This window comes from Peribacillus sp. NPDC097295 (assembly GCF_044761665.1).
In the GTDB taxonomy this organism is placed as follows: Bacteria; Bacillota; Bacilli; order Bacillales; family DSM-1321; genus Peribacillus.
The window spans coordinates 1-24,453 of record NZ_JBIWCW010000009.1 but is presented as its reverse complement, the minus strand read 5'-3'; the positions used below and the strand labels follow the sequence as shown (position 1 = coordinate 24,453).

The 24,453-nt window shown below is 33.9% G+C and carries 23 protein-coding genes and 4 pseudogenes; 18 read left to right on the top strand and 9 right to left on the bottom strand.

Going from position 1 to position 24,453, the window contains the following annotated elements; genetic code table 11:
- The first annotated feature begins 409 nt into the window (after positions 1–409).
- From ACIQXN_RS15060 to map, 3 genes are all read left to right on the top strand, one after another.
- The gene (locus ACIQXN_RS15060; RefSeq protein WP_402968053.1) at positions 410–1,798 is read left to right on the top strand and encodes an FAD-binding oxidoreductase; all 1,389 of its coding nucleotides are present in this window, start codon (positions 410–412) and stop codon (positions 1,796–1,798) included.
- A 4-nt stretch (positions 1,799–1,802) separates the two neighbouring features.
- Positions 1,803–2,780, top strand: a complete 978-nt coding sequence (locus ACIQXN_RS15055; RefSeq protein ID WP_402968050.1) for a bile acid:sodium symporter family protein — start codon at positions 1,803–1,805, stop codon at positions 2,778–2,780.
- A gap of 307 nt (positions 2,781–3,087) precedes the next feature.
- Positions 3,088–3,828, top strand: coding sequence for a type I methionyl aminopeptidase (gene map / locus ACIQXN_RS15050; RefSeq protein ID WP_402968047.1), 741 nt, complete (start codon positions 3,088–3,090; stop codon positions 3,826–3,828).
- A gap of 303 nt (positions 3,829–4,131) precedes the next feature.
- Here map and ACIQXN_RS15045 read toward each other — a convergent pair whose 3' ends face one another.
- The gene (locus ACIQXN_RS15045) at positions 4,132–4,974 is read right to left on the bottom strand and encodes a sialate O-acetylesterase (RefSeq protein ID WP_402968044.1); all 843 of its coding nucleotides are present in this window, start codon (positions 4,972–4,974) and stop codon (positions 4,132–4,134) included.
- Positions 4,975–5,323: 349 nt separating this feature from the next.
- Here ACIQXN_RS15045 and ACIQXN_RS15040 point away from each other — a divergent pair, with 349 nt between their 5' ends.
- The 9 genes and pseudogenes from ACIQXN_RS15040 to ACIQXN_RS15000 form a co-directional block, all read left to right on the top strand.
- On the top strand, positions 5,324–6,082 hold the full coding sequence (locus ACIQXN_RS15040; RefSeq protein WP_402968041.1) for a GNAT family N-acetyltransferase: 759 nt from the start codon (positions 5,324–5,326) through the stop codon (positions 6,080–6,082).
- 125 nt (positions 6,083–6,207) lie between these two features.
- The gene (locus ACIQXN_RS15035; protein WP_402968281.1) at positions 6,208–6,960 is read left to right on the top strand and encodes an SDR family oxidoreductase; all 753 of its coding nucleotides are present in this window, start codon (positions 6,208–6,210) and stop codon (positions 6,958–6,960) included.
- 17 nt (positions 6,961–6,977) lie between these two features.
- A complete protein-coding gene (locus ACIQXN_RS15030) occupies positions 6,978–7,487 on the top strand; it encodes a GNAT family N-acetyltransferase (RefSeq protein WP_402968038.1) in 510 nt (169 codons plus the stop codon).
- Between the two features lie 125 nt (positions 7,488–7,612).
- Positions 7,613–8,374 carry an SDR family NAD(P)-dependent oxidoreductase gene (locus ACIQXN_RS15025; protein WP_402968035.1) on the top strand — a complete coding sequence of 254 codons (762 nt, stop codon included), beginning with the start codon at positions 7,613–7,615 and terminating at the stop codon, positions 8,372–8,374.
- Positions 8,375–8,659: 285 nt separating this feature from the next.
- Positions 8,660–9,223 carry a hypothetical protein gene (locus tag ACIQXN_RS15020; protein WP_402968032.1) on the top strand — a complete coding sequence of 188 codons (564 nt, stop codon included), beginning with the start codon at positions 8,660–8,662 and terminating at the stop codon, positions 9,221–9,223.
- Between the two features lie 371 nt (positions 9,224–9,594).
- Complete coding sequence (locus ACIQXN_RS15015) at positions 9,595–9,786, top strand: hypothetical protein (RefSeq protein WP_402968029.1); 192 nt, start codon at positions 9,595–9,597, stop codon at positions 9,784–9,786.
- Positions 9,770–10,018, top strand: a complete 249-nt coding sequence (locus ACIQXN_RS15010) for a tetratricopeptide repeat protein (protein WP_402968278.1) — start codon at positions 9,770–9,772, stop codon at positions 10,016–10,018. The genes ACIQXN_RS15015 and ACIQXN_RS15010 overlap by 17 nt, the downstream gene beginning before the upstream one ends.
- Positions 9,985–10,656: an HAD family hydrolase gene (locus tag ACIQXN_RS15005; RefSeq protein ID WP_402968026.1), complete on the top strand. Its 672-nt coding sequence runs from the start codon at positions 9,985–9,987 to the stop codon at positions 10,654–10,656. Before ACIQXN_RS15010 ends, ACIQXN_RS15005 begins: the two co-directional genes overlap by 34 nt.
- A gap of 504 nt (positions 10,657–11,160) precedes the next feature.
- Positions 11,161–11,452, top strand: a pseudogene (locus tag ACIQXN_RS15000) (IS1595 family transposase); the annotation flags it as partial.
- A 20-nt stretch (positions 11,453–11,472) separates the two neighbouring features.
- Here the strand turns inward: ACIQXN_RS15000 and ACIQXN_RS14995 are convergent.
- The 3 genes from ACIQXN_RS14995 to ACIQXN_RS14985 all read right to left on the bottom strand — a co-directional run bounded on the left by ACIQXN_RS14995 (position 11,473) and on the right by ACIQXN_RS14985 (position 14,444).
- Positions 11,473–11,931: a YhfM domain-containing protein gene (locus ACIQXN_RS14995; RefSeq protein WP_402968024.1), complete on the bottom strand. Its 459-nt coding sequence runs from the start codon at positions 11,929–11,931 to the stop codon at positions 11,473–11,475.
- 724 nt (positions 11,932–12,655) lie between these two features.
- Positions 12,656–14,020, bottom strand: a complete 1,365-nt coding sequence (locus ACIQXN_RS14990) for an ATP-grasp domain-containing protein (protein WP_402968021.1) — start codon at positions 14,018–14,020, stop codon at positions 12,656–12,658.
- Positions 14,021–14,060: 40 nt separating this feature from the next.
- Positions 14,061–14,444, bottom strand: coding sequence for a GNAT family N-acetyltransferase (locus tag ACIQXN_RS14985; RefSeq protein WP_402968018.1), 384 nt, complete (start codon positions 14,442–14,444; stop codon positions 14,061–14,063).
- A gap of 204 nt (positions 14,445–14,648) precedes the next feature.
- On the opposite strand from ACIQXN_RS14985, the pseudogene ACIQXN_RS14980 reads away from it, so the two are divergent.
- Together ACIQXN_RS14980 and ACIQXN_RS14975 are read left to right on the top strand one after the other, a co-directional pair.
- Positions 14,649–15,028: pseudogene (locus tag ACIQXN_RS14980) on the top strand (recombinase family protein); the annotation flags it as partial.
- Between the two features lie 322 nt (positions 15,029–15,350).
- Positions 15,351–15,773, top strand: coding sequence for a hypothetical protein (locus ACIQXN_RS14975; RefSeq protein ID WP_402968015.1), 423 nt, complete (start codon positions 15,351–15,353; stop codon positions 15,771–15,773).
- Between the two features lie 195 nt (positions 15,774–15,968).
- On the opposite strand, the gene ACIQXN_RS14970 is transcribed toward ACIQXN_RS14975, so the two are convergent.
- Positions 15,969–16,262 carry a hypothetical protein gene (locus tag ACIQXN_RS14970; RefSeq protein WP_402968012.1) on the bottom strand — a complete coding sequence of 98 codons (294 nt, stop codon included), beginning with the start codon at positions 16,260–16,262 and terminating at the stop codon, positions 15,969–15,971.
- An 800-nt stretch (positions 16,263–17,062) separates the two neighbouring features.
- Between ACIQXN_RS14970 and ACIQXN_RS14965 the strand changes: the two genes are divergently transcribed.
- Complete coding sequence (locus ACIQXN_RS14965) at positions 17,063–17,464, top strand: YunG family protein (protein ID WP_402968009.1); 402 nt, start codon at positions 17,063–17,065, stop codon at positions 17,462–17,464.
- Positions 17,465–17,721: 257 nt separating this feature from the next.
- Positions 17,722–18,315: a cysteine hydrolase family protein gene (locus ACIQXN_RS14960; RefSeq protein WP_402968007.1), complete on the top strand. Its 594-nt coding sequence runs from the start codon at positions 17,722–17,724 to the stop codon at positions 18,313–18,315.
- A 302-nt stretch (positions 18,316–18,617) separates the two neighbouring features.
- Here the strand turns inward: ACIQXN_RS14960 and ACIQXN_RS14955 are convergent.
- Positions 18,618–18,695: pseudogene (locus tag ACIQXN_RS14955) on the bottom strand (LacI family DNA-binding transcriptional regulator); the annotation flags it as partial.
- Positions 18,696–19,096: 401 nt separating this feature from the next.
- Here ACIQXN_RS14955 and ACIQXN_RS14950 point away from each other — a divergent pair.
- Together ACIQXN_RS14950 and ACIQXN_RS14945 are read left to right on the top strand one after the other, a co-directional pair.
- Positions 19,097–19,942: an HAD-IIB family hydrolase gene (locus tag ACIQXN_RS14950; protein WP_402968004.1), complete on the top strand. Its 846-nt coding sequence runs from the start codon at positions 19,097–19,099 to the stop codon at positions 19,940–19,942.
- A 1,054-nt stretch (positions 19,943–20,996) separates the two neighbouring features.
- Entirely contained in the window at positions 20,997–22,316 is a 1,320-nt protein-coding gene (locus ACIQXN_RS14945; RefSeq protein WP_402968001.1) for a tyrosine-type recombinase/integrase, read from the top strand.
- A 126-nt stretch (positions 22,317–22,442) separates the two neighbouring features.
- Here the strand turns inward: ACIQXN_RS14945 and ACIQXN_RS14940 are convergent, their stop codons facing one another.
- The 3 genes and pseudogenes from ACIQXN_RS14940 to ACIQXN_RS14930 form a co-directional block, all read right to left on the bottom strand.
- The gene (locus tag ACIQXN_RS14940; protein WP_402967998.1) at positions 22,443–22,718 is read right to left on the bottom strand and encodes a tyrosine-type recombinase/integrase; all 276 of its coding nucleotides are present in this window, start codon (positions 22,716–22,718) and stop codon (positions 22,443–22,445) included.
- A 13-nt stretch (positions 22,719–22,731) separates the two neighbouring features.
- Complete coding sequence (locus ACIQXN_RS14935) at positions 22,732–22,941, bottom strand: tyrosine-type recombinase/integrase (RefSeq protein WP_402968275.1); 210 nt, start codon at positions 22,939–22,941, stop codon at positions 22,732–22,734.
- Between the two features lie 69 nt (positions 22,942–23,010).
- A pseudogene (locus ACIQXN_RS14930) lies at positions 23,011–23,103 on the bottom strand (hypothetical protein); the annotation flags it as partial.
- Positions 23,104–24,453 lie beyond the last annotated feature (1,350 nt).

The following is a 24,453-nucleotide window of genomic DNA, read 5'->3' as shown; positions in this document are numbered from 1 at the left end:
AAGCCAACATCGGGTCGACTAAGGGTGACTCATTTTAATAAGTCTTTTATGAATAGAAAGCGGGCTATTATAATCAAAATATACTTTTTATTGAAAAAAGTCACGAATTTATATTGGTTAGACCAATATTGAAAATCATTCCAGTCTATTTCAGAGAAGTTTTTTCTCCTGAATAACATGGAAAGTATACTAAGTTGCTAAAAAAAGATTAATCCATGAGGAAAATAAGCAAAAAGAATAGTTGTTGAAAATATCAAAATATTTAGTATAATGTAATTGGTTAGACCAGTTATCTAATAATATCAATGGCGTCTAGCGAACCAACGTTGTTATGAAATCGGTTACAAGTTATTTCTAAACCCAGCTTTAATATTAAAAACATATTTTATTGCGAAAGTAGGAGATTTGGATGGTAGCAACTAGTGTAAATTTATTTAATGCATTAAAAGAAGTTCTCTCGGAAAGCCAAGTTACGGAAAACCAGACCGTAAGAGAATTGCATGGCAGAGATGAATCATATCATGCTGTAAGCCTGCCCGATATTGTCGTATTCCCTGAAACAACACAGCAAGTGAGTGAAGTTGTGAAAGTGGCGAATTTGTATAAAATTCCGATAATCCCTTTTGGTTTGGGCTCAAGCCTCGAAGGACATATCATTCCTTATCAACATGGAATAACCATAGATTTTTCCTTAATGAATAAAGTCCTGGAAGTACGTGAAAATGATTTTCTTGTAAAGGTTCAACCAGGTGTGACACGTTCGCAACTGAACAAAGAATTGAAAAAATTCGGTTTATTCTTTTCCGTCGACCCAGGAGCAGACGCCACACTAGGTGGAATGGCTGCCACCAATGCTAGTGGAACGACATCTGTCAAATATGGTGTAATGCGTGACCAAGTCCGTGATCTGGAAGTGGTTCTTGCAGATGGTTCAATTATACATACTGGCAATTTAGCCGCTAAATCATCATCAGGTTACCATCTTAACGGTCTTTTTGTTGGTTCTGAAGGAACACTTGGATGTTTTACCGAATTGACCTTAAGAGTGTATGGAATTCCTGAGCATGTTATGGCGGCAAGGGCTTCCTTTCCGACGTTGAATGATGCAGTGGAAGCTGTTGTATCCATATTGCAAGCTGGGGTCCCAATCGCAAGGGTCGAACTTGTAGATGAACCATCCATCAAACAGGTTAATCTTCATAATGAAACAAGCTTTACCGAGAAACCGACGTTATTTTTGGAGTTTCATGGAAATGAAGCAGGTTTGAAGCAGGACGTAGAGTTTACACAAGAAATCGTAGCCGAACATAATTGCCTCGATATTGAATTTGAGACGGATAATGCTGCGAGAAACCGTTTATGGGAAGCCCGCCATCATCTTGCCTATTCCTTCATCCATAGCCATCCTGGAAAACAACTAATGGTCACGGATGTCTGCCTACCGATTTCAGAGCTTTCAGGTGCGATCCTACATGCAAGGGAGACTGTGGATGCCTTGGGACTGACCGGAGGAATCGTTGGCCATGTAGGGGATGGCAACTATCATATATTATTAATGATCGATAACGAAAATCAAGAAGAGGTTGAAAGAGCTAAACAATTAAATGAACAAATTGTTCTTTATGCCCTAGATCGTAACGGGACCTGCACCGGAGAACATGGGGTAGGTTTCGGTAAACGGAAATATCAGAAACAGGAACATGGAGAGTCTCTATTGGTAATGGAAAAAATAAAAAAAGCGCTTGATCCTGAAAATCTATTAAATCCAAGTAAAATATTCTTGCAAGAAGGCGAGTGATGATATGAAAGTTCTAGAAGCATTCAGTGCTATTGCCGGAAAGTATTTTGCTGTTTGGGTAATCTTAATCTCCGTCATTGCTTTTATGTTTCCAGAACCATTTTTGGGACTTGGGGGATATATTACGATTTTGCTTGGCGTTGTCATGTTTGGAATGGGGCTCACTTTGAAGGCTGTTGATTTTAAAATTATCATAACAAAACCTCTGCCCGTAATAATTGGCGTTTGCGCACAGTTTATTATCATGCCACTTGTTGCTTTCCTTATTGCAAAACTCATGAATTTGCCAAATGAATTAGCTGCAGGTCTGGTTTTACTTGGCTGTGTGCCAGGCGGAACAGCCTCTAACGTTATGGTATATCTGGCAAAAGGGAACGTTCCCTTGTCAATTGCTATGACATCAGTATCAACCTTACTGGCTCCAATCATGACACCATTGCTTCTGCTTTGGCTTGCTGGTCAATGGATGCCAGTTAATTTCACAGCCATGTTTATGTCCATCATTCAAGTCATCATTCTTCCGATTATTTTAGGTCTAATCATTAAGCGGTTTTTCCCGGTTACTGTAGAGAAAAGTTTAACTGTACTACCACTTATATCGGTTGCAGCCATTATCACCATTGTGAGCGCAGTAGTCTCAGGCAACGCAACTACAATTGCTACATCAGGATTCCTAATATTTACTGCAGTGATGCTTCACAATGGATTCGGACTTCTTTTAGGTTACTTTGCAGCAAAAATGTCAGGACTTGATGAAGTGAATAGAAGAGCGATATCGATTGAAGTGGGCATGCAGAACTCAGGGCTAGGCGTTACTCTGGCCACAGCCCATTTTGGGCCAATGGCAGCACTCCCAAGCGTCCTCGCAGCTGCTTGGCATAATATCTCCGGACCCATACTTGCGACTTACTGGTCAAAAAAGTCCACTAACGATGAAAGCATAGAGGAAATGCCAATCCATCCAGTGGAGACTAAACTTTGATTATGAAGATTTTAAAGAATCCCTAGTTTTTAACTTGGGGTTCTTTACTGTCTGCAAGTGAACCATAAATAATTAGATAGTATTTAAATCCTCATAAAGCCTCGAAAATTTTTCGGTAAAATCATGGGGAATTGAAAGATGATGACCATTTTCAGAGAGTGGAATATATTAGGGAATAACATAAAGAATCTAAATCAATATTGCTCATTTATTTTCTTTTCATACCCTTCGATGTATAATTAAGCTTATTTCTTATTGGAAGGAATTAATCGAAGAGACTACAAAGAGAAAAATGAGGTGTGGAAAAGTGATTGCAAAAACAGAAGAAGATTTTAATGGTCTAAAGGAAATTGGTAAAATCATCGCTTCCATTAGAGATGAATTGGTACAAAGATCAATTCCCGGCATAACGACCAAAGAACTTGATGATATCGCGGGAGAGCGTTTAAAAGAGGCCGGAGCAGTTTCCGCCCCTAAAGGGGAATATGATTTTCCGGGCTATACTTGCATCAGTATTAATGAGGAAGTTGCACACGGCATCCCTGGTGATCGCATTATTCAAGAAGGGGATCTAGTCAATATAGATGTATCTGCTTCAAAAAATGGATATTTCGCAGATACTGGAATTTCATTTGTAGTGGGGGAAGGAAATGAAGTCTTAACCAAACTATGCGACGTTGCCAAACTGGCGTTTGAAGCAGGTCTTAAGAAAGCAAAACCCGGATCCAAAAAAAGCAAACTCGGAAAAGCAGTATTTGAAACAGCAAAACAACATGGATTCACCGTTATTGAAAATCTCACCGGACACGGTGTTGGACGAAAGATACATGAAGCTCCTGCCCATATTTGTAATTATTATGATCCATGGGATAATGATATATTAAAAGAAGGGATGGTTATCGCTTTCGAACCATTCATCTCGACCTTAGAAGAAGAGGTCTTCCAAAAAAATGACGGATGGACCTATGCTACCGAAAAAAGCTATGTAGCCCAATTAGAACATACGATCATCCTTACCAAAGATGGCCCGATAATTGTTACCCTTTAATACAGTATACGGTAAATAAAAAAAACTGCCGTCGACAAAGCCGACTGCCTGATAATAAATGAAGGGGGCTGCCCTAAAAGTCATTTTCCTGACTTTTGGGACAGCTCCTTTTTATTCCTATCAATTCAATACCTTTCCATTTTTGTTCAAATTCCTATTTTCCTATAGCTAGCTTATGAATAGCAAATAAGAAAAGGAAAAGCGGGAAAGGGATCTCCATAAGAGACCTGAAAATTCCCGTAACATATTACTTACTAATTAATATAGTTTTTTGAATAAGTAAACCAAGGTGAAGTAAAGGAATCAAGGCTGCATTAACTTTGCCATTTGTGCTTCAAATTCAGCGTATGTGATTTTACCAAGAGCTAAATTCATACTGTAAATATAAATTAGTTCAGTTTTCGAGTAGCTATTTTTTATTTTTAGTGATTGATCTTCATCCGCGAGAGACTCTAAAATATGACACTTTTTCGAAAATGCTTCGTAGTAACGATAACCGAATTTCCGTTGGGAAATGGCGTTAAAATGAATACCATCTGGATTGGCAGTTAAACCTTCTGCTGATACAAAATAACAATTTGGCTGCTCATGAGTGAATCGACGTAAATGTTCGTTTATTTCTTGGAATTCTGTTGAGTACTTTCCGAAACCATTTTTACCAAGAAAATCACCAAGCCCCCCGATGATTAATGGGATATTTTGAAGGTTTAATTCTTTTCGTAAAGTTTCAATGATAAGAGATAATTTTTCATAATACGTTTCATGTAGTGAATTATTGCTATCACTTTCACCTTGATGCCACAGTATGCCACAAATTTCACTAGTTTCCAGAGCAAACCTTGCTTCAGACAACGCATGTTGAAAAAGAGTACCCTGGGGATGCCAATCGTTCAAGGAGCTGCCGCCTTCTGCACAAGGAATCAAACCAATTTCTTCATCTGGGTGGCTTTTCGACCATGCCTCTGCAAAAGATGCTGCTAGACTTACACCAGCAACTGGTCGATCATAATTAATCGGTTCTGTCATCATTTGCCACTGACCGTTGCGCAGCATTTTTATTTTTTCATTATAGATAGGTTCTACCTCATGCAAGAATCCACGACCCGCCATATTTGATTGCCCTACCATTAAAAAAGATTTTATCATTTAATTTTCAGTCCTTTACGTAATATTCTATTTGGATTTCGATATTATAGAGTCTAATCAGGTATATCGTCAACTCGATGTATTTACTTGTTTAAATGCATGCCTGTGCCTAGTAAAGCGTCAATGGGTAAGCGGGAAGTAAATCCCTAATAAAAAGGACTTTGGTCGTTTATGAATACACAATAACTATATATTACATTTAACTATTCTTGATAAACACAAATAATTAGAATAATATGTAATTTTAGTTACATTTTATGATATTGTTAAATATGATAGTAAGAAACATTTTTTAAATAATAGTAAACTGATAAAATGCGGAAGTTACTTTAATTTAGGAGAAAAATATATGAAGCAAATAACATTTGAAGATATTTATACGCTAGGACAAGTAGTGGCTAAAAATGAACAATACAGACACGTTCATTACCCACAGATGTTGACTAGGTATGATAGTAATTTTATTGAGTTTACATATGTACCGCATTTATCTGAATTTAAAGAAGCGGAAACGTACTTAAGGGAATATCATCTGAAAAAAGGACAAAAACATGTTAAATTTTATTTTCCCGCTAATGAAAAACCAACACTTGAACTTATTGCTTACCTAACTGATAGAGAATATGAAATAGGTTTTATAGAATTATATGTTATTCAACCAGAATGCTTTCCTGTGTTGAGAACGAACCCGGATATATACATTCAAGTCGTGACAGATACGAACCTAGAAATCTATCTTCAGCTAAATTATCAATATGATTTAATTTTTGGAAGTGAGTTTGCCAATCAAAAAATCGATTTGAACAAGCGCCAATACAAAAATAAGGATATACTTCAGCTTCTGGCATTTTATAAAGGGGAGCCAGCTGGATGCGTCGATATCATCATCTCCAATGACACAGTAGAAATAGACAACCTAACTGTTGAGCAGAAATACCGAAATAAAGGAATCGGTAGCGCATTACAAAAATTTGTTATGGATAGATTTCCTGAAAAGTTCGTTATCTTAGTTGCCGATGGGGAAGATACGCCAAGGGAAATGTATAAAAAACAAAGCTATCAGTATCAAGGATTTAAATACGAAGCTCAAAAAATATATCAAGATTAGTTTTTCGTTCATGCTCATCTAATGTACTAGTCAAGAGGGTTTTCTAACAGAAAATCCTTTTTTCGTATCAAGATCACGCAGTATTGTTAGGGGGAGTGCTTTTATGAAGCAACTAAAAAAAAAAAATTGCAGTTATTACAGGGGTTAGCCGCCTGAGTGGAATCGGGGCTGCCATTTGTAAAGAGTTAGCTGACTCGGGCTATGATATATTTTTTACCTATTGGACGGAATATGACAAGAAAATGCCTTGGGGTATAAAATTAGATGAGCCTATGATATTAAAGGATGAATTAATAAAAAAGGGTGTGAGAGTAGCTTGTATGGAGTTAGATTTAACTACTCATGAGGCACCATCAAAACTCTTTGATACAGTCTCTAAACAACTTGGTTATCCTGATATTTTAATCAATAATGCAGCCTACTCTACTAACAACGATCGCTCTAATTTAACAGCCGAAGAGTTAGATAAGCATTACATGGTAAATGTTCGCGCAACAACATTATTAAGTTGCCAATTTGCTCAAGGCTTTAATAAAAAAACGGGAGGAAGAATAGTCAATATTACATCAGGTCAGTTTCAAGGACCAATGCCTGGTGAAATAGCCTATGCCACGACAAAGGGGGCTGTGGATGCATTGACCATAACATTATCGGCTGAACTAGCTACGAAAGGAATAACGGTAAATGCAATAAATCCAGGCCCGACAGATACAGGATGGATGACAGAGGAAATAAAACAAGAATTAAAACCGATGTTTCCTTTTGGGAGGATAGGTGAGCCAAGTGATGTTGCAAAAACAATTAAATACCTAGTAGGTGATGAGGCAGCATGGATAACAGGCCAAATCATTCACTCAGAAGGTGGATTTAAAAGATAAATAAAAGGGGTTCTAATATGATCATAAGAAAAGCAACGTTAAACGATGCCAAAGGAATAGCAAAAGTTCACGTTGACAGTTGGAAAACTACATATGCGAATATCATGCCAGTAGAATACTTAAATCAATTGAGTTATGAAGAAAGAGAGCGGTTATGGGAAAAGAACATGACTAATAGCGATGTATTTGTAGCAGAAAACGCAGAAGGAAAAATTGTTGGCTTTTCTTCTGGTGGTATAGAAAGATCGAATAACTACCCAGGTTACACTGGTGAATTATATGCTATTTATATTTTAAAAGAGTATCAAGGGAATGGGTTAGGGAAATTATTAGTTAAGCCCATCATTAAAAAACTACATCAAAAGAACCTTTTTTCCATGGTTGTCTTAGTACTTGAAGATAATCCTTCTCGTCTTTTTTACGAGGCTCTTGATGGAAAGAAAATAGACACCATTGAAATTAATATTGCTGGGAAGAAACTCGATGAACTTGTATATGGATGGAAAGATAGTAGAACAATATTATAAATAAAAGTTCTCAGCTAAGCGGTTATTTTTATTCAACTATAGTAAAAACTATTGAAAAGATCTATCTTTTATTGTTATGCTAATGGTCTGAATAATATAAGAAACAAGCGGAAAGGAATTATATTATGAACAGATTAGATGGAAAAGTTGCAATTGTTACAGGTGCAGGCCAAGGTTTAGGACTATCGTTCGCGAAAGCGCTTGCAAAAGAAGGGGCAAAGATTACGATCGCTGAGTATAATGTTGAAACAGGAAAAAAAGCGGTTGAAGAGCTAAAGGCAATGGGAGCGGAAGCATTATTTGTTCAATGCGATGTGTCTAACGAAGAACAAGTAAAAAATGTTGTTAAGGAAACGGTTGAAACGTTAGGAAGCGTAAATATATTAGTCAATAATGCACAGGCTACAAAGCCAACAGCTCCTATACTTGAAACTACTTATGAATCGATGGAACTGGCTTGGAAAACAGGTACAGTCGCTACATTCTTCTTTATGCAGCAATGTGTCCCGCATATGATAGAATCAGGTTACGGGCGTATCATCAATGTATGTTCAGATACTGGCATTGATGGTCTAGAAACCTTCTCTGCTTATGGTTCTGCAAAAGAAGCCATTCGTGGCTTAACGCGTGTTGCAGCTCGTGAATTTGGTAAACATGGCATTACGGTAAATGTCGTTTCTCCAGGCGCGCTGACGCCAGCCGCAAAACTTTGGATGGAATCTGATCCAGAAGGATATAAGAAAACAATGGATCCAGTTCCAATGGGCCGTCTAGGTGACCCAGACATCGATATAGCTCCAGGCGTTGTATTCTTAGCCAGTGAAGAAGGAAGATTCATGACTGGCCAGACTGTCTTCTTAAATGGTGGACACACATTCGGACGTTAAAGAATTACATCTACAATTGTTAGTATGATAAGGGCGATGGATTTGTCAGTGACAAATCCATCGTTTTCAGTATACTCACACATTCAAGAACAAGTGAACAACACCTAGAAAATACCGTTAATTAACTATCGGAGCAGATTAGTATGGTTAAAGCGATGCTCCACATTTCTTTAAAAATGTAACAGCTACATCACAACAAATTGATTATACGGATACAGATGTCATGTTAAAACAATTAATTCATAAAAATGAAGGTTTGCTAATTGGAGCAAATCAACGAAAGTATTGAGAAGGAAAATTAAACTACCTTTAACTGCTAACGCTAAAAAGAATTTGAAATATTATTTAAGCTATCAAGTCTTAATGGAAGCCTTAGATATTTTAGTAGATTTCTCTGGTACTGCTGAATCTGGATTATCAAATGCTTTAAAAAAAAGTAGGAGTACCAGATTAAATATTAAGAAAAAAGAGGAGGTAAAGAAAAAAATGTCACATTCAAAGAAAATGCCATTAGAAATTATTATGAATATTTTATCCCTATTAACTCTTACTTTAGGTTTCATACAAGTGTTTTATAAATGGAGTATTTCGGAAAATGGTGACGTAAAGAGTTTTATAGCATTACCTCTAATAGCAGTTGTAGTTTGGGGGGCGTTTACATTCATCGAAAAGTCTGACGAAAATATTAATTTACCCATTTTTATAAATGAAGATAAAGATATAAATATTAGATATAACAGGTTGTTCGTGAATATTGTTAAAAATATTATTGTAATTGGATTGGTTGTTGTAAATTGGCGAGATTTAAGCTCTGTCACTAATCTTCTAATAATAAATAGAGGTGTATAAGCGCCATCAAAAGGCAGCCTTTTGATGGCCTTTTCAATGTATGATTCTTAATATAACCATACATTCAAAATTAGAGAAATATTTGCAACCAAATGACTTTCCCATTCGACTATATTGTAAAGGGAGCGAAAGAGTGGAGACGGCCTATTTAGCAAGAAAAGCACAAAAAGGTAATCAGGAAGCATTTGAAATGCTGATTTCTTCCGTTCGAGTAAAATTATATCGAACTGCCTATACAGTTATTAACATTATCATATATTCAAAACCTTTTTAAAAAATTAGAATAATTTTAATAATATGTAATATAAGCTACAATTTATGATATTTTTATTTACAATTAGGGTGAATAAGAGGAAAAAAGGAGCGTTTTGATGAAAGATCGCAAACTTATCTTTATTTTTATACCATTACTTAGCGTAATCGGATTATATCTTTTCATAGACATTGAAAAGGATTATAGCAAACTTTCAATGGTAGAGTTACATAAGCTGGCACAAAAAGAAGATGTAGAAGCACAAGGGATTTTACTTACTATTTTCAAGAAGAATAAATGTAGAGGTTGATTATGAGGAAAGTTTAAAATGGTACCTTAAGAGTGCTAAAAATGAAAATACCTCAGCTATGGTCAACTTAGCTTATCTTTATGGAAATGGAATAGGTGTAGAAAAAGATTTAACAAACGCGTTTAAATGGAACTTAGAGGCGGCTAATAGTGGAGATTCAAGTGGTATAAATTTTATGTTTGAAAGGCTGTGGATTTTATGCAGGATTATGAAGCAATACTATTTGACTTAGATGATACCTTACTTAATAGAGATAATGCAGTTGATAAAATGTTTTTAATGATTTTAGAAGAGTGTTATGAAGATGTTAAACATTCAGTTAAACTCGAAATGTTACAAAAATTTAAAGAGTTTGATAAAAGAGACTATGGCTATAGTGATAAAACAAGAGTCTTCGAGTCATTTTTCGAAGAATTTCCACCAAAATATAGATTGATAGGTGATAACATTCAAGATTTTTGGAATAATAATTTTCCACATTGTTTTTCCATAAGTCAAAATACAATAAATCTCTTAAATGCTATAAGAAAGCAATTGAAAGTTGCGATTATAACAAACGGCTCAACGCAGCGACAAAAAGCAAAAATACTTAATACTAATTTAGATGATTATTTTGATATAATCATCATTTCTGAAGAAGTAGGGTTTAGTAAACCTGACAAAGGTATATTTGAATTAGCACTAAATAAGCTAGATGTAAAACCCGAATCCGCATTATTTGTTGGAGATGACATAGTGAGAGATATTGGTGGTTGTCAAAATGTTAATATAAAAGGCATTTGGTTCAATCCTCATATGAATAAGAATGATACCGATATAAAACCATATGCTGAAATTGATTCTCTTGATAGATTATTAAGTTATATTTGACTCTAATAAGATTGTGAAGATTATTTCTAAACTACCTGGTAGTTTTAGATTAATACCCGATAAAGCTGCTTCCTTTTGGAAGTGGCTGTTTTTACACCTCACGCAAATAATTGACTGTAATCAAATTGGATTTTTGACACGCACTCAGATAATGATTACTGGCACACATTGAAATTAGTGAAGGGAGATCCTGTGTATACTTCATTTTCACAATATTCTTTAGTATCTCGAGGGATTTTATAGAAATAAATGGTATATTGGTAGGAAGACACTATGGAGGTTGCCTCATGCCAATGACGATTAAAGTTATAAGAGGTTGTTTATAAATTGGATAAATTAATTTCTCACAGTCACTTATTGGTACCCCTATTTATAAGAAAGGAAACAAACCTATATTTTCATTTGGAATATAATAGGAAGGTGGAATGATTATAAAAAATCTAGCCTATTTAAAACTTACTACTTCGGAGAGTATCCTTTTACTGAAGAGCTTGGTCTAATATGAAGTTCGCTTTAATTAAGGGGTTAAAACGCGAACCAGTAATGTTAGTAAAGAAGAATATGTCAAAAAGGGCATCTATCAAGTTCAATACGACAATAAATTTCATAAATGCTTAGAGGATTGGATGGTTAAGTTCCAAGGGGTGGCTACTAATTATCTTGATAACTACCGTTATTGGTTTCGTTTCCTTGAAATAGATAAAAATCGGAATTTAAAAAACGAGTAGAACAAATGCTCTTTTCGGCCTGCCAAAAATTTATTAATACTACTGTTGAAATGCTAAGAAGTGCATAAAAAAGACTTCTTGAGAAGTCCTAATTAAATTGAGTTTCTACTAACTCAATCAACTTATCGGTTATATCATTTGTAACGGAATAGATAGTATTTGTATCTTCTGTTTTCATAAATGTGCTTCTTTGTCCTTTCTCGCCTATCCATAAATATAAACTTTTTTGATTATCCTTATCATAAACGACATTCATATAAAATTCGGGGGCAGCCATATCAACTATACCAGGTTCTCTTACTGCACTTGAAAAGATGTCCTGAAAGGCTTTTAAGGTTTCTTTGTCATCAAAGGTGATTTCATTAGAACCTTTTGTTTTTGAAATGCTAATGCTTTTAAAATCAGTGGTGATTGATAGTTTATTATCATTCTCCGATTTAGTAGTTGGATTTGCAGAGAGTTCATTAGTGTTTTCATTCGATTGACAAGCAAAAAGAATTGCAGAAGTGGATATTAAGAAAACTGCCAAAAGAATAGTTTTTTTCAAGTTATATTACCTCCAAAAGGTTTATTTTTAACTACCTTTCTATATAGACGAGTCAAATCCTCCAAATGAATCCTCCAAATGTTTCTATGGCAGAAGCCTATATACTATTCATCAAATTATAATATTCTAACTTCGCATACAGATTAATCTTTTTGTCCTCTAATTTAATCATAGGGGTATTCCCAATTAATGCCCCTAATTTTTCTAACTTCTTCAGCATAATATGATTCCTTTCCTGGTACAGTGTGATTAAAATTAGAATTTTAATCACGAACTACCTCTATTATATGTAAGTAGATAGTTCGTAATTAGATATCCCTTCTTGCTGACTTTTCATATTTAGTAATTCATTAAATATGCTTTCACATCGAACATATATGTGCATAAAAAAATATAAGGCTAATTACATTTTCATTTTTTTACTAAGCATGTTGTTTTTTTGTTATCATATTTGCAAAAATCCAATATTTAATTCCAGCTAATCCTGCAAAAATACCAGCGCATATCATTGTAAAGCTGAAATGAGGTTGAAGAAGATTTCCATATAATATAAGTCCTAATGGAGGAATGTGGTGGCAATTTTGGTTTTACCGCTTGGAAGTTTAGCAGTTATGCTTACTACATCCACTGGTGTCATGGCACGACATGCACCAGATGAAAGTCATTCCAATGGTAAAGAAAGCTTTTGATTTTCTTACCTCTGGTTCTAATACTTTTTCTGAGTTCATTTTATTTTTTCTCCTAATACTAACTCGAGATTATCAAGTAATGAATATGTATCTCGTTTAAGTGTCAAAGGATCGGTTGCTGTGACAAAAAACAAACCAGAGAAATTTAGAGCACCGGCTACTAAATCAAATTTGGGTACTGAGCTACCACTAGCTATAGTTACTCCCTCTATCACTTCGACTTTTGTACCGGGTGACACAAGTTTTGTCCAGTCTATTTTTTCCGAATCAAATACTGGCGAAGATGACCATGATTCTCCACGACTATTTGCAGCTATAAAAGCAACAGTTGCTGCCGCTTTTTTCGCTCCGGTAACGTGCATACGTGATGGTAGTTCAACTTTTTCTCCCATAAGTGCTTGTGCAAGAAGACCAATTAAATCTATACCAAATGCTTCTTCAACTTCACGAATCACCATTGCGCCAGGTAATCTAGCAGCTGTTTCAATTAGACATAGTTCTCCATCTGGCATAAGTTTAATTTCTGTATGCGTTCCAGCTGTTTCAAGTCCTAATGTATCTACAGCTATTCTTGCAATTTCTTCAATTTTTCTTTGTTTATCTTCAGCTAAAACGCAAGGTGCTTGATTACTTACCTCAATAAAAGGTGGTATAGTCGGTAGTCTAGAAGTAATACAGATTGGATAGTACTGCCCATCAACTACAATTCCTTCAACACTTAAATAATCTCCGTATCCAGGTTCTTCATACCAAGATTCAGTACTTGACTTTATTATTTCCTCAGCTATAAATCTATTTATATCCTCATCATCCATATACTCAACAGCTCCAGTTGAAGCGGTGTTATTGACTTCTTTAACTAATGTATCCCACACTTCTTCTAGATTTGTATCATAATCTATAATATATTGACCTACTGAGCCTGCACTAAGAGTTGGTTTAAGAAGAAAAGGCTTTTCTAACTCTAAAAATGCCTTATGTAGATCAACATCAGAAGTGACACCTCTAAAGTTTGGTCCTGGTACTCCCGTCTCTAACCAACGCATTCGCATTTTCAATTTATCCCTTGCATTGGCAACATTCAAACCAGGACCACGAAGACCTAACTGCTTACAGCTTTCAGCTACTGCCCAGATTGCAAACTCTGAAAAAGTAATTATTGCATCTGCATTTATTTCTTTTGCTGCCGATACAATTTGCTCAACCATCTCATTTCCTCTTAATGTGGTTTCTAACGTTGTTTGTTTAATTGAATCGCAATATTTAATAACTTCTTTTTGGTTAAAATCAGAAATTGGTGCAATGATTAACGCATGAATATTTCCTTGAGCAGCAAGCTTAGGTAATGCATATTCCAATGCTGGCCCACCTTTACCAATAACAAATAAAATCTGTTTCATATTTGTATTTTCCTCCTCAATTCGTAATTCAAATATAAAATTAATACTTACGTGGGAGTTCCATGCAGATAGGTGCTGGCTCAAACCCATTCTTTTTATAGAATTCTCCAGAGTCATGATCAGGATGAATAATAAATTCAACTTTTTCAAAAGGTTCTGTAGCCTTATTTAGTAATTGACTACCAATCCGTTTATTTTGGAATTCGGGTAATACTGCTAGGTCTGCAATAAAGGCATTATACGAAAAATCTGTAAGAACTCTTATTAAACCTACTAGTTGATTATCCACTCTTGCAGTTAATATATATTGAGCTTCTTTAATCATACGTTCTATTCTTTCTTCATCATCCAATGGTCTGTTTAACTCAGCAGCTTTAAAAAGAGTAATGACTTCACGTGCACTTGGTCGTTCTTCAATGTACAATACTTCTTTTAATATTTATACCACATGATAAATATTACAATAAATACTATTTTTTGCAATATAATCAAGGTAACTTAGTGATTGTATAAAGTCTTGTTATAGGAGATTAATAAAAATAATGTGTCATAACTTAAAGATATGACCCCATTTTTAGAGTGTAGTAGTATCAAGGTATTAAACGGTGTCACAATATAGGGTCAAGTGGGGGACACACTGGTCGTTACAAAGCTAGATCGTTTTGCAAGATCCACGGTAGATGCTCTTAAGACCATAAAATGAAGGTACATATTCTGAATATGGGATTGGTAGAGAATACACCTACGGGAAAATTGATATTTAGTGTGATGAGTGCTTTTGCCGAATTTGAAAGAGACATGATAGTAGAGAGAACTCAAGAAGGGAAAGCCATTGCAAAACTGCGCGAAGATTTTAGAGAAGGTAGGCCAAAGAAATTTATCAAGAAACAGATTGAACATGCTCTAGAACTATTAAAAACTAATTCCTATAAGCAAGTAGAAAATATGACCGGCATTTCTAAGAGTACCCGGATAAGAGCTAAAAGAAAATATAAGGAGATACTCTAATAGTTTGAATAAAACATTTCCCAAATTATACTTTGTCATTTTTGAACAAAAAAATTATTACATTAAGGAGAGATCATTTAGATTGAAAAATACTTTCCTGGATGGCGGAGGAAAATGGAATGGCACTGCATTTGAAATCTTTCGTAGAGTGCGAGGTTAATATGTACCATATGACTTAAAAGGTTTAGGGAATAGAATAGTCTATAACAGTCTTTAAAGCGATGGTGAAATTACAATTAGGCGTTAAAATTACCATAATATAAAATGATTAAAGAGTATTAACTAAATATAATTTGAAGTACATAATCAGGAAGTAATACTCATGAAGTTTAAAGAAGCATTTTTTAAGAAAATTAATAACGGAAGAGATAATATTGCTAGCTGGTATGCTAATAACAGAATTAATAACTTTTTAAAGCATAATTTATTTAAAGAAAGTAAAAGTATTGAAGAATTGAAAAAGGAAGTACAGGGAGTTGTTTCAACCAATAAAATCGAAGAATTTTATAAAGAAATGAAAAATAGAATTGATGTAGATTTAAGTAGTAAGAATTATGGAAGTTTAATTAAACACGTAAACATCAAGAAAGTATTAACTCGTGAGTTAGCGCATAAATATATAATCAATAAATTTGAAGAAAGATTTATTAAGTTATTAGATAGTAATTCGGAGTTTAGAAGTTTAGTAGAGGAAGAAATAGTAAAAGTATATTTTTCAGAATTGGTTAAAGAAGAGGCAATATAGCAATAATAAGACATTATCCCCTCAACCCCAATATTCATATGCGATTATTTGTTTAGTATTAGAGTGCGAAAATAGCCATTATCGCACTCTCTTTTTATTTGGAATTTTATTATAGCTGGAGTATTCTTTATTATTATTAATAAAATAGAAGACACCTATAAGAAGAGGATTCAGTTTAAGATTAAATTAAAGTAACTATATAGCTTCTCCGGCTTCTCCTCGTTTTACCTTAAAGATACCTAGAATTAACATAACAAGCCCTGTAATGAAGATTATAGGAAATAGGTACCACATTATTATAATTCCCCAACCACTTCTAACTATAAGTGCATAAGTTAAACCAATTGCGAAAGACGAGAATGGTGCTATCGCTACCATAGTTGTAATACCCCAAATAATTAATTTTCTTTTTTTCGACTTTCCTTTACATAAGTGATGAGCCACTATTGAACCCAAAATAGAAATTAATAACGCAACTGCGATTGCCATTTTAATGTTACTCCTTTCTTTTAGTATTACTTACATTGATCTTTATAAAATTGATACTTAAATTTATAAAGAATACTTAATCCTTAAATAGTCATATATTATCGTTTTCTTGAATATCCTTCCCTTGTTTTTTATAAAATTTGTTTTTAATAACTGTAGCATAATATTCTTTTTATTTACAATTACTTCCACGTTTTTTGAATTATTTATTATTTATGCTGTTTCATAAGAAGGTGTAGCTTCATTCATGAGATGGGATATATTGTTCCACAAGTCTTATTGAGCAAAAACGGGAAGTAGTAGGAATAAGATAAGTAGGCTATATTTCAAAAGAAAATACTAAATTTATTTTTTTGATGAGTTGCCGTGTTGTTATTCAATAAGAAATCTCACTTCATTAAATAACTATTTTATGAAGTTGAATGTAAACTTGCTTAACCAAGTTTCTATGGTCACCTTATATCCTCCAGAAGCGAATATATTCTCATAATCAATAACGATATAACTTACCGACCTGAATAGAAAAATTCAACTCCAATTGGATGATTCACAAAAACATGATACCAATCTAGCAATGAATGATAACTCTATCGTTGCAACTAAGAATAGTAAATATCCTCATAATCATTTCTACATACAACAATACTAGGATGTCATTTTATCTATAAATTCTAGTGTCAATACCATCATTTTAATTTAATTTTTTTACATTTATGTTATATTATTTAATATTATTTGAATTAGTTTAAATTTTCAGAGGTTACAAGAATCTTGCATTAGTTATAATGGAGGTATTTTTTTTGGACAATCTAACTTTAAAAATAGAATACCTTCTTAAGGTTCTCAAAAAATCTTGGTCATTAAATTCTAGTTCTAAGTGGACAATGAATAACCCTGCTAAGGGACAATGTGGGGTAACTGCCTTAGTGGTTAATGATATTTATGGAGGAGAAATTTTCAAAACTCCGACTCCGGAAGGCTGGCATTTTTATAATAGGATTAATAACAAATATTTTGATCTTACTGAATCTCAATTTACAAGCAAAATAATATATTTAAATATGCCTTCAAGTCGTGAAGAAGCCTTTTTGGACACAAATGGAATTCAGTATAATGCTCTAAAGCAAATAGTTTACTCCTACCTTACCGATGATAGCCTTCCATGTAGGCCAAGCCCTTCAGTAAAAAAGGGTAATCTCTGAATTAATAGGTTTTTAATAGGCTGTTTTTTTATAAACTTATTACACCCATTATATCTTTTTTTATTGATGGGGATACCTCAATATTTTGGTGCAGTGTTGAACTTGGAAGCTGCTAATAAATAAGTTACACTTACATTCGTCGAACTCAATATTGTAAAAAACTGGGTGTGGTAAAGCAACAATAACATTTGAACAAAGTAAAATATCAGTTGAATTATAAATTAACATAAAATTCAAATCAAAAAATGAGGGTTGTATTGATGAAGAAAAAAGCTTTAATAATAGTTGATGTCCAGAAAGCTTTTGATGATAAACAGTGGGGAGAAAGAAATAACTTAAATGCGGAAGAAAACATTAGTAAGATACTACAATTATGGAGAGAAAAAGGTTGGTTAGTAATTCACATACAACACACATCCGATAATCCGAATTCTTTATTTTATCAGAAGAATGAAGGGGTTTATATAAAAGAAATAGTTAAACCTATTAATGAAGAAGTTATTATAACAAAAAAAGTAAATAGTAGTTTTATAGATACAAATTTAGAAGACTTTTTAAAAATAAATGAAATAGAAACAGTTGTAATAACTGGTTTAACTACACCTCATTGTGTATCAACAACTACAAGAATGAGTAGTAATTTAGGTTTTGTTACATATCTGATTTCAGATGCAACAGCAGCCTTTGGTATGACGGATCAAAATGATACATACTATGATGCAGCAACTATACATAATATTTCTCTAGCTACACTGCACGATGAGTTTGCCACAATACTAACAACTGAACAATTAATAAACGATTTTAAGGGCGGACTACCCCTGAGCAGATCTACAGGTAGCTCTAAATAGGGTAGCAGAGTTTGCGGGGGTGCATAGCTATTACGGAAGAAGATGGAATAACGTCTTGAAAACATTTAGTGTCTTTCACTAATTATTATTAATTACTTATTAGAAATTGAGGATGGCACCTCTTACAGTAAGTAGCCGTGTAGCCGATTAGTTTCAAAAGTGTTTTATATTATTTTGAAAACGAAAAAAGTTAAATTCACTTACTCTATACATATATGAGACTTATTATCTTAAAATATGGGTATTTTTCATTCCGTAAATAGGAGTGTGCTTATGAAAGGCATCTTATATGCCAGAGGAAACGGAGCATAATTGTGTTCTTTAATTACATTTAAAATGTACTTCCTTTTTTCTTCAGATACATATGGATGGTTATTCAATACACGTCACACTGTAGTTGGAGATACAAAGGGATACCATTATGTGTTGAGGTTAATCCGATTAAATATGGTATTTATCCTGACTGCATTGAAAAGTATATAACTGAAAAAAGTTACATTAAGTTTTAATCCATATGAAAATTTTGGAGTTTATGGCTAAGCAAGAATTGAAGTAAACGTGAAGAATAAGATTATAGTCATTTAGGAATTAAAGGGGAATTTATTTTAAATACTGATATTTATTATCATTGGCTGAACAGCTGAAATAGATTTGGTAAAGTCTAAATATCATAACACTAGTCCTACCAATCACAGAAATGGTGCATAGTCAGTTAGTGTTCTTTCCAGTATAACCTGGTTTAACGTTTGATGAACAGGATAAGTAGTAGAGGAGTTGTTAAGTGTTGTTAAATAAATTAGAAGAATTCATTTCACTTTCACCGGTTGATAGACCGAAATATATTATATTTTCTGATTTCGATGAAACTTATTACCCTCATAATATGAATGATATGAGACAAAAAGAATTATATGAACTTGAAGAATATTTGAAAGAAAAAAGCATAGATGGTGAACTTCTTTTTGGGTGGGTTACTGGAAGTAGTATGGAAATGGTTTTAAATAAAATGAAAAAGGGCAACTTAAGATATTTCCCTCATTTTATAGCTAGCGATTTAGGAACTGAAATTAACTATTTTTCAGAATGTAATCTTGGAGAACCTGATTTGGAATGGAATTCTCGTTTGAAAAATAGTGAATTCTCAAAAGAGAAGATTGAAGAAATAGTTGACTATTTATGGAACATAAATATTTTTTTAAATCCTCAAACACAGCTAGGTGGCTCACAGTATAAACGAAATTATTATTATAAAGTACAAAATGATATCGCAGATAAAGAAAATCTTTTAGCAATTAAGACGATTGGTGAACAGTATGGAGTATCTGTAAATATTAATCGATGTAATCCTCTTGCTGGGGATCCTGAGGATAGTTATGATGTGGATTTTATTCCTAACGGTACAGGGAAAGATGAAATTGTTCGATTTATGCTAGATAAATACAATTTAACTTCCAAATATGCTATCGCATTTGGAGATAGTGGAAATGATTTAAGTATGTTGAGAACAGTAGGACAGGGTTATCTTTTAGAGAATGCTACCCAAGAAGCAAAGAATGCCTATGGCAGGCAAACAAAAGAGCAGTATTCACAAGGAATCACTAAAACGTTGAAATCAATTATAAAATAATAAAGTATTGATTTTACTATAATTATTGGCAGTAAGATTAAAACGTGTTTGTTAATGTCATTCCCTTAAAAACTAGTATGCCACTATAGATTTAGTATTGTCTTTCGTAAGGTATGATTGCCAACATGTTCCACGCCAGCAAACTCTGCAGCCTTATTTAACTGCCTGTAAGCCTTGGGTAGGGGTAATTACGAGATAGGAATAAACAATCACTATGGACGTTTTTAGCATATTGCTAGACCTCTTTGAAACAATTCGCGATATAAATATAGCGGAACGCAGGCCGGTTTTACAGCTCAGGATGAAGAGGATGTTATCCCGTTCCGTGCTTCAGCCCCTATTTCATATCGTCTAACTGCTGTTGCTTCCGGATCGGCTGCACATCTTTTTCTGATTTCATCATTTTTATAAATTTTTTGTTCAACTAATTGAGTACAATCAATAGAATATTCTATCAGTCTAAATCCGCACTCTTTTGACGTTGTATACAAGTTGAAAAAAATTTGCAACACAAGGATAATGGTGCTGGACGTGAAAATATGTTTTATACGCTAAAAGCCACTCAACGAAGAGGATTTATAGACAGTGTTATATAGATCTATCATTACTCTATTACTCCAAATAAATACTATGGATCCTAAAGATGAGTTATGGATTAAATAGCTAGTCCTGCCTAAAAATGAAGGATTGATGGCCAAAGAGGGTTAACTCGATTATTTCTAGCTGATTTGAACACTGAGGTCTTATCAAATAGTGCAAATTAGTTATCTCTAAGGTATGGATAACTCAGGAAGTTTCAATATACTACTAAAAACTTAAATATTCTTGACATTAATGTATTCATGCTAATATATTAATAAATTAATATTAAACAAGGGAAAACCCCAAGCATACAATCATAGCGTATTTGGGATACGACGATGATTTGTATTAAGCTTGGGGTTTTTTTGTTGTAATAAAAGAGGGAGTATATAATTATGCAAAAAATACGATTACACCACAAAGTACTTTAGAGGAAGCCTATTTAAACCAAGAACAAATAAGTAATTGGTCTTTGAACTCAAAAAAGGCTTATAAAAAAAATATTAAAGATGTTACGAATCATATGATCAGCGTAGGTTTGCAGCCTACTCTTGACAACGTTACATATGAATATTGCCAGGTATGGAAAAACGCCCAAGCCGAAAAGGTAAAACCAAGTACATTAAGACAACAAAAAAGTACGCTATCTTCCTTGTTTAGACATTTGAATCATGCAAAGATCATAGAAGGAAATCCTTTCCTTACGGTAAAGATTACGGATTATACCGAGCAACAATATTTATCAAAAGAGTTGGACCTTATTGAACTTTACCAAGTATATAAGGCAGCACATGAATTACAAGCTCAAGGAATTAATGTCTTAGCTCCAACTCTATTAGACATTTTCGCCGGTTTTCGTTCAACCAATTTGATTAGCTTACAGGCTCAGTCTGTAGATAAAGAAGCGGGTGGCATAAGGATTATATTATCTAATTTAAATCATGGTGAGGTTGAAAGAAAGAAGGGAGAAAAGACCACTAACTCGAAAAATAGAGAAAGTTTTATTCCTTTACCTCCTAGAGTATTGGCTTATTTTGTGGAATATACAAAAGATATGAATCCAGAAGATCCTCTCTTATATGGATTACGGGGAAAGGCATTTGCGAACAAGCAAATGAACTATATCGTCCATAAAATATGTAAACATCTTGGTTGGGTAACAGCCGTAACACCTTCAGAAGTGGAGGATGGGAATAAGGGTACTGCTTCCGGTAAACATACGATGCAACACAAAACAAGTAAATATTTCACGCCACACGGCTTACGGTATAGTGTTGCTACCATGTTTCATGAAATGGGTGTATCAGATAACGCCATCCGGCTTTTATTACTACATTCTAAGAAAGCTTCCCAAGGGGCCCTCGAACGATATCTGCGTCGAGATACGAAAGAAGTAAAAGAGTTACGAATGGCTCAAACCATCCTAGAGACCGTGCTGCAGGCAGCTTTCCAGGCCCAAATGAACAATATTTATTCTGTTCATACTTTTAAACAACAAATGATCCGTTTTACCATGGCAGAAGTGGAACAAAAGCTTTCTCAACCTATGATGATTCCCAATCAACAAGTCATGTTTCAGGAGTTTAATCCACACACTACCCAATCTAACCAATTTGTACCGAACACTTATATCCAACCATCTAATCAACTCGTTCCAACTCAAAATCAAATGAACTTTCAGTCAAACGCACCAGTACCTATGCAGATGAATTTTTATGGAAACCAACAGGATATAACGGGAATATCTCCTGCTCATATCGCCTCAGAGTTGCTTGTTCAACCAAAAAGATAACTACCCAGACTGGGTAGTTATCTTTTTAGAATATATCAAAAACGAATCAATGGCTTTCTTTTTTTGTTCAAATTCTACGTGGGTGTACACCTCTGTCGACGTGATGCTTTCATGTCCCAATAGTTCCTAAAGGGTTCGTAAATCCACATTTTCTTTATTTCCTTGCAGCATAAGGGTTGCAAATGTATGGCGCAAATGATGCAACGAAAAGCGGGAGGGGGGAAGAACTGATTTTCGCAAAGCATTTTTAAAGATTGCATGTAATCCACGTGGGTCCAATGGTTTCCCCAATTTATTTAAAAACACGGGTTGTGACGGGTGGCATTGATGTTTCTTACGGGTTAAGCAGAGGCAGGACAACCGGGTGGAGGGGCAATAACCGTTCCTTATTCCCTTTACCATAAATCCTGATGGTCTAACTTGAGAAATCTACTTGTTCCCATGTTAACGTCACAAGTTCGCTCCTTCTCATTCCCGAAGTGGCAAGAAGTTTAAACATGGCTTCATTTCGAAGCGATAAGGACGAATGTTCCTCGCTCAGCATCTGAAATAACTGTTGAAGATCGGTAAGCGTCATATAAACTGGTAGTTTTTTATCCGTTTTAGGTGATTCTATGGAAGCCATAAAGTCACTCATTAAACAGGATATCTTACGATGCATGGAACGTGGCTTTTGTTTACACATTCCCATTTGATGCTGGATAAAGCGGCGGACATGGGTCTTGGTAATGCATGCCACATCCGTAGAACCATTGGATTTACGTAAAAAGGATAGAAACTGTACCAAATCGTATTCATAGCTGGTGATCGTATGATCCGAATAGTTTTTTCGATTCGAATGTACAAAATGAATTCATCAATTACAGCTTTTAATTCCATGTAAAAACCTCCACGTATAGTGTTTAAACGATACAACATTATCCGTACAAAAAAGACAATTAACCGGAAAAAAGGAGAGATTATCGGACAATGAAAAAGAGAAGCCATTATAAGGAACTGGAAAAAGAAAACTTCACTAGTATAGATATTATAGGAACTAAAGGGGATAACACCAATAATGGCGTGAAATAATCCTAGTTTACATAATATATATTATAGGAAGTTATAAAATGTTATCTAATTTCATCTCATATCTTAAGAATACTTAACTAAGTGAGACGAGATTGAATTTTTTCGTTTTTCATCAAAGGTTTAACTATAACCATGTTGTTTATATCTAGACTAAGTTCTTAATCAAGTTAAAATAAATAATTTATATAAAGTTTAAGATTATATAATTAATAATCAATATAACTTACCAGTGTTTTTTACTTAATATTAATATGCATGCACAGTATAATTGAAAATTTACTGTTATTTAATTTCCAAAACAAAAATGCATTAATCATACTGCTTAAACTACCTATATTATATTAACTCAGCTTCACAATTTGGTTCCAAATAATTGAAGATGATTGATATCTCAGTTTAGCAATTGGACTCTTTACAGTAATTACTCTAACCAATCGTAGCATTCGTAGAATTCTATTAAGATCGATTTTCAATCTCATTATCACTTTTTATCCGAGTATATTTTCCTTTACATTATATTTTTATCCTTTATCTTACTTGCTCAACATTTAATAACGGTTCTTAATCCATTAATCATTACACGATTCTCCTTCCTCCCTCCTATCCTTGTTATCATTTTCAGGATACTTCAGTTATTTAACTAGCTCCATATCAATCAAATATATAGAAATGGACTAGATTTGAAGAATTAACGCTGATTATTATATTAATATATCTAATTTTAAGCAAAATGATAAAAATCACGGGTTAACACTTTGATTTCTTTATTTTAGAATAGCAAATACATATAATTTAAAGCTAATATCTTTTTCTTAACTATCATTATAAGCCGCTTTCCATAAATAATAATATTATAACTAAGTATTATTCCCTTTTAAACCAGTTGCTGCTTGAGTCTCAACTGTTTGGCATTAAGGTTAATATTAAGTATTTAAATTAATAAAACACCAATTTTATTGATTAAAAAAATTCGCTAAAATATATTGCTTAGTATTTCTTGACGTTGCTCCATTATACCCACTATTAGAAAAGTACTTTACTCGCATTGACTATCAAAAAAATGAAT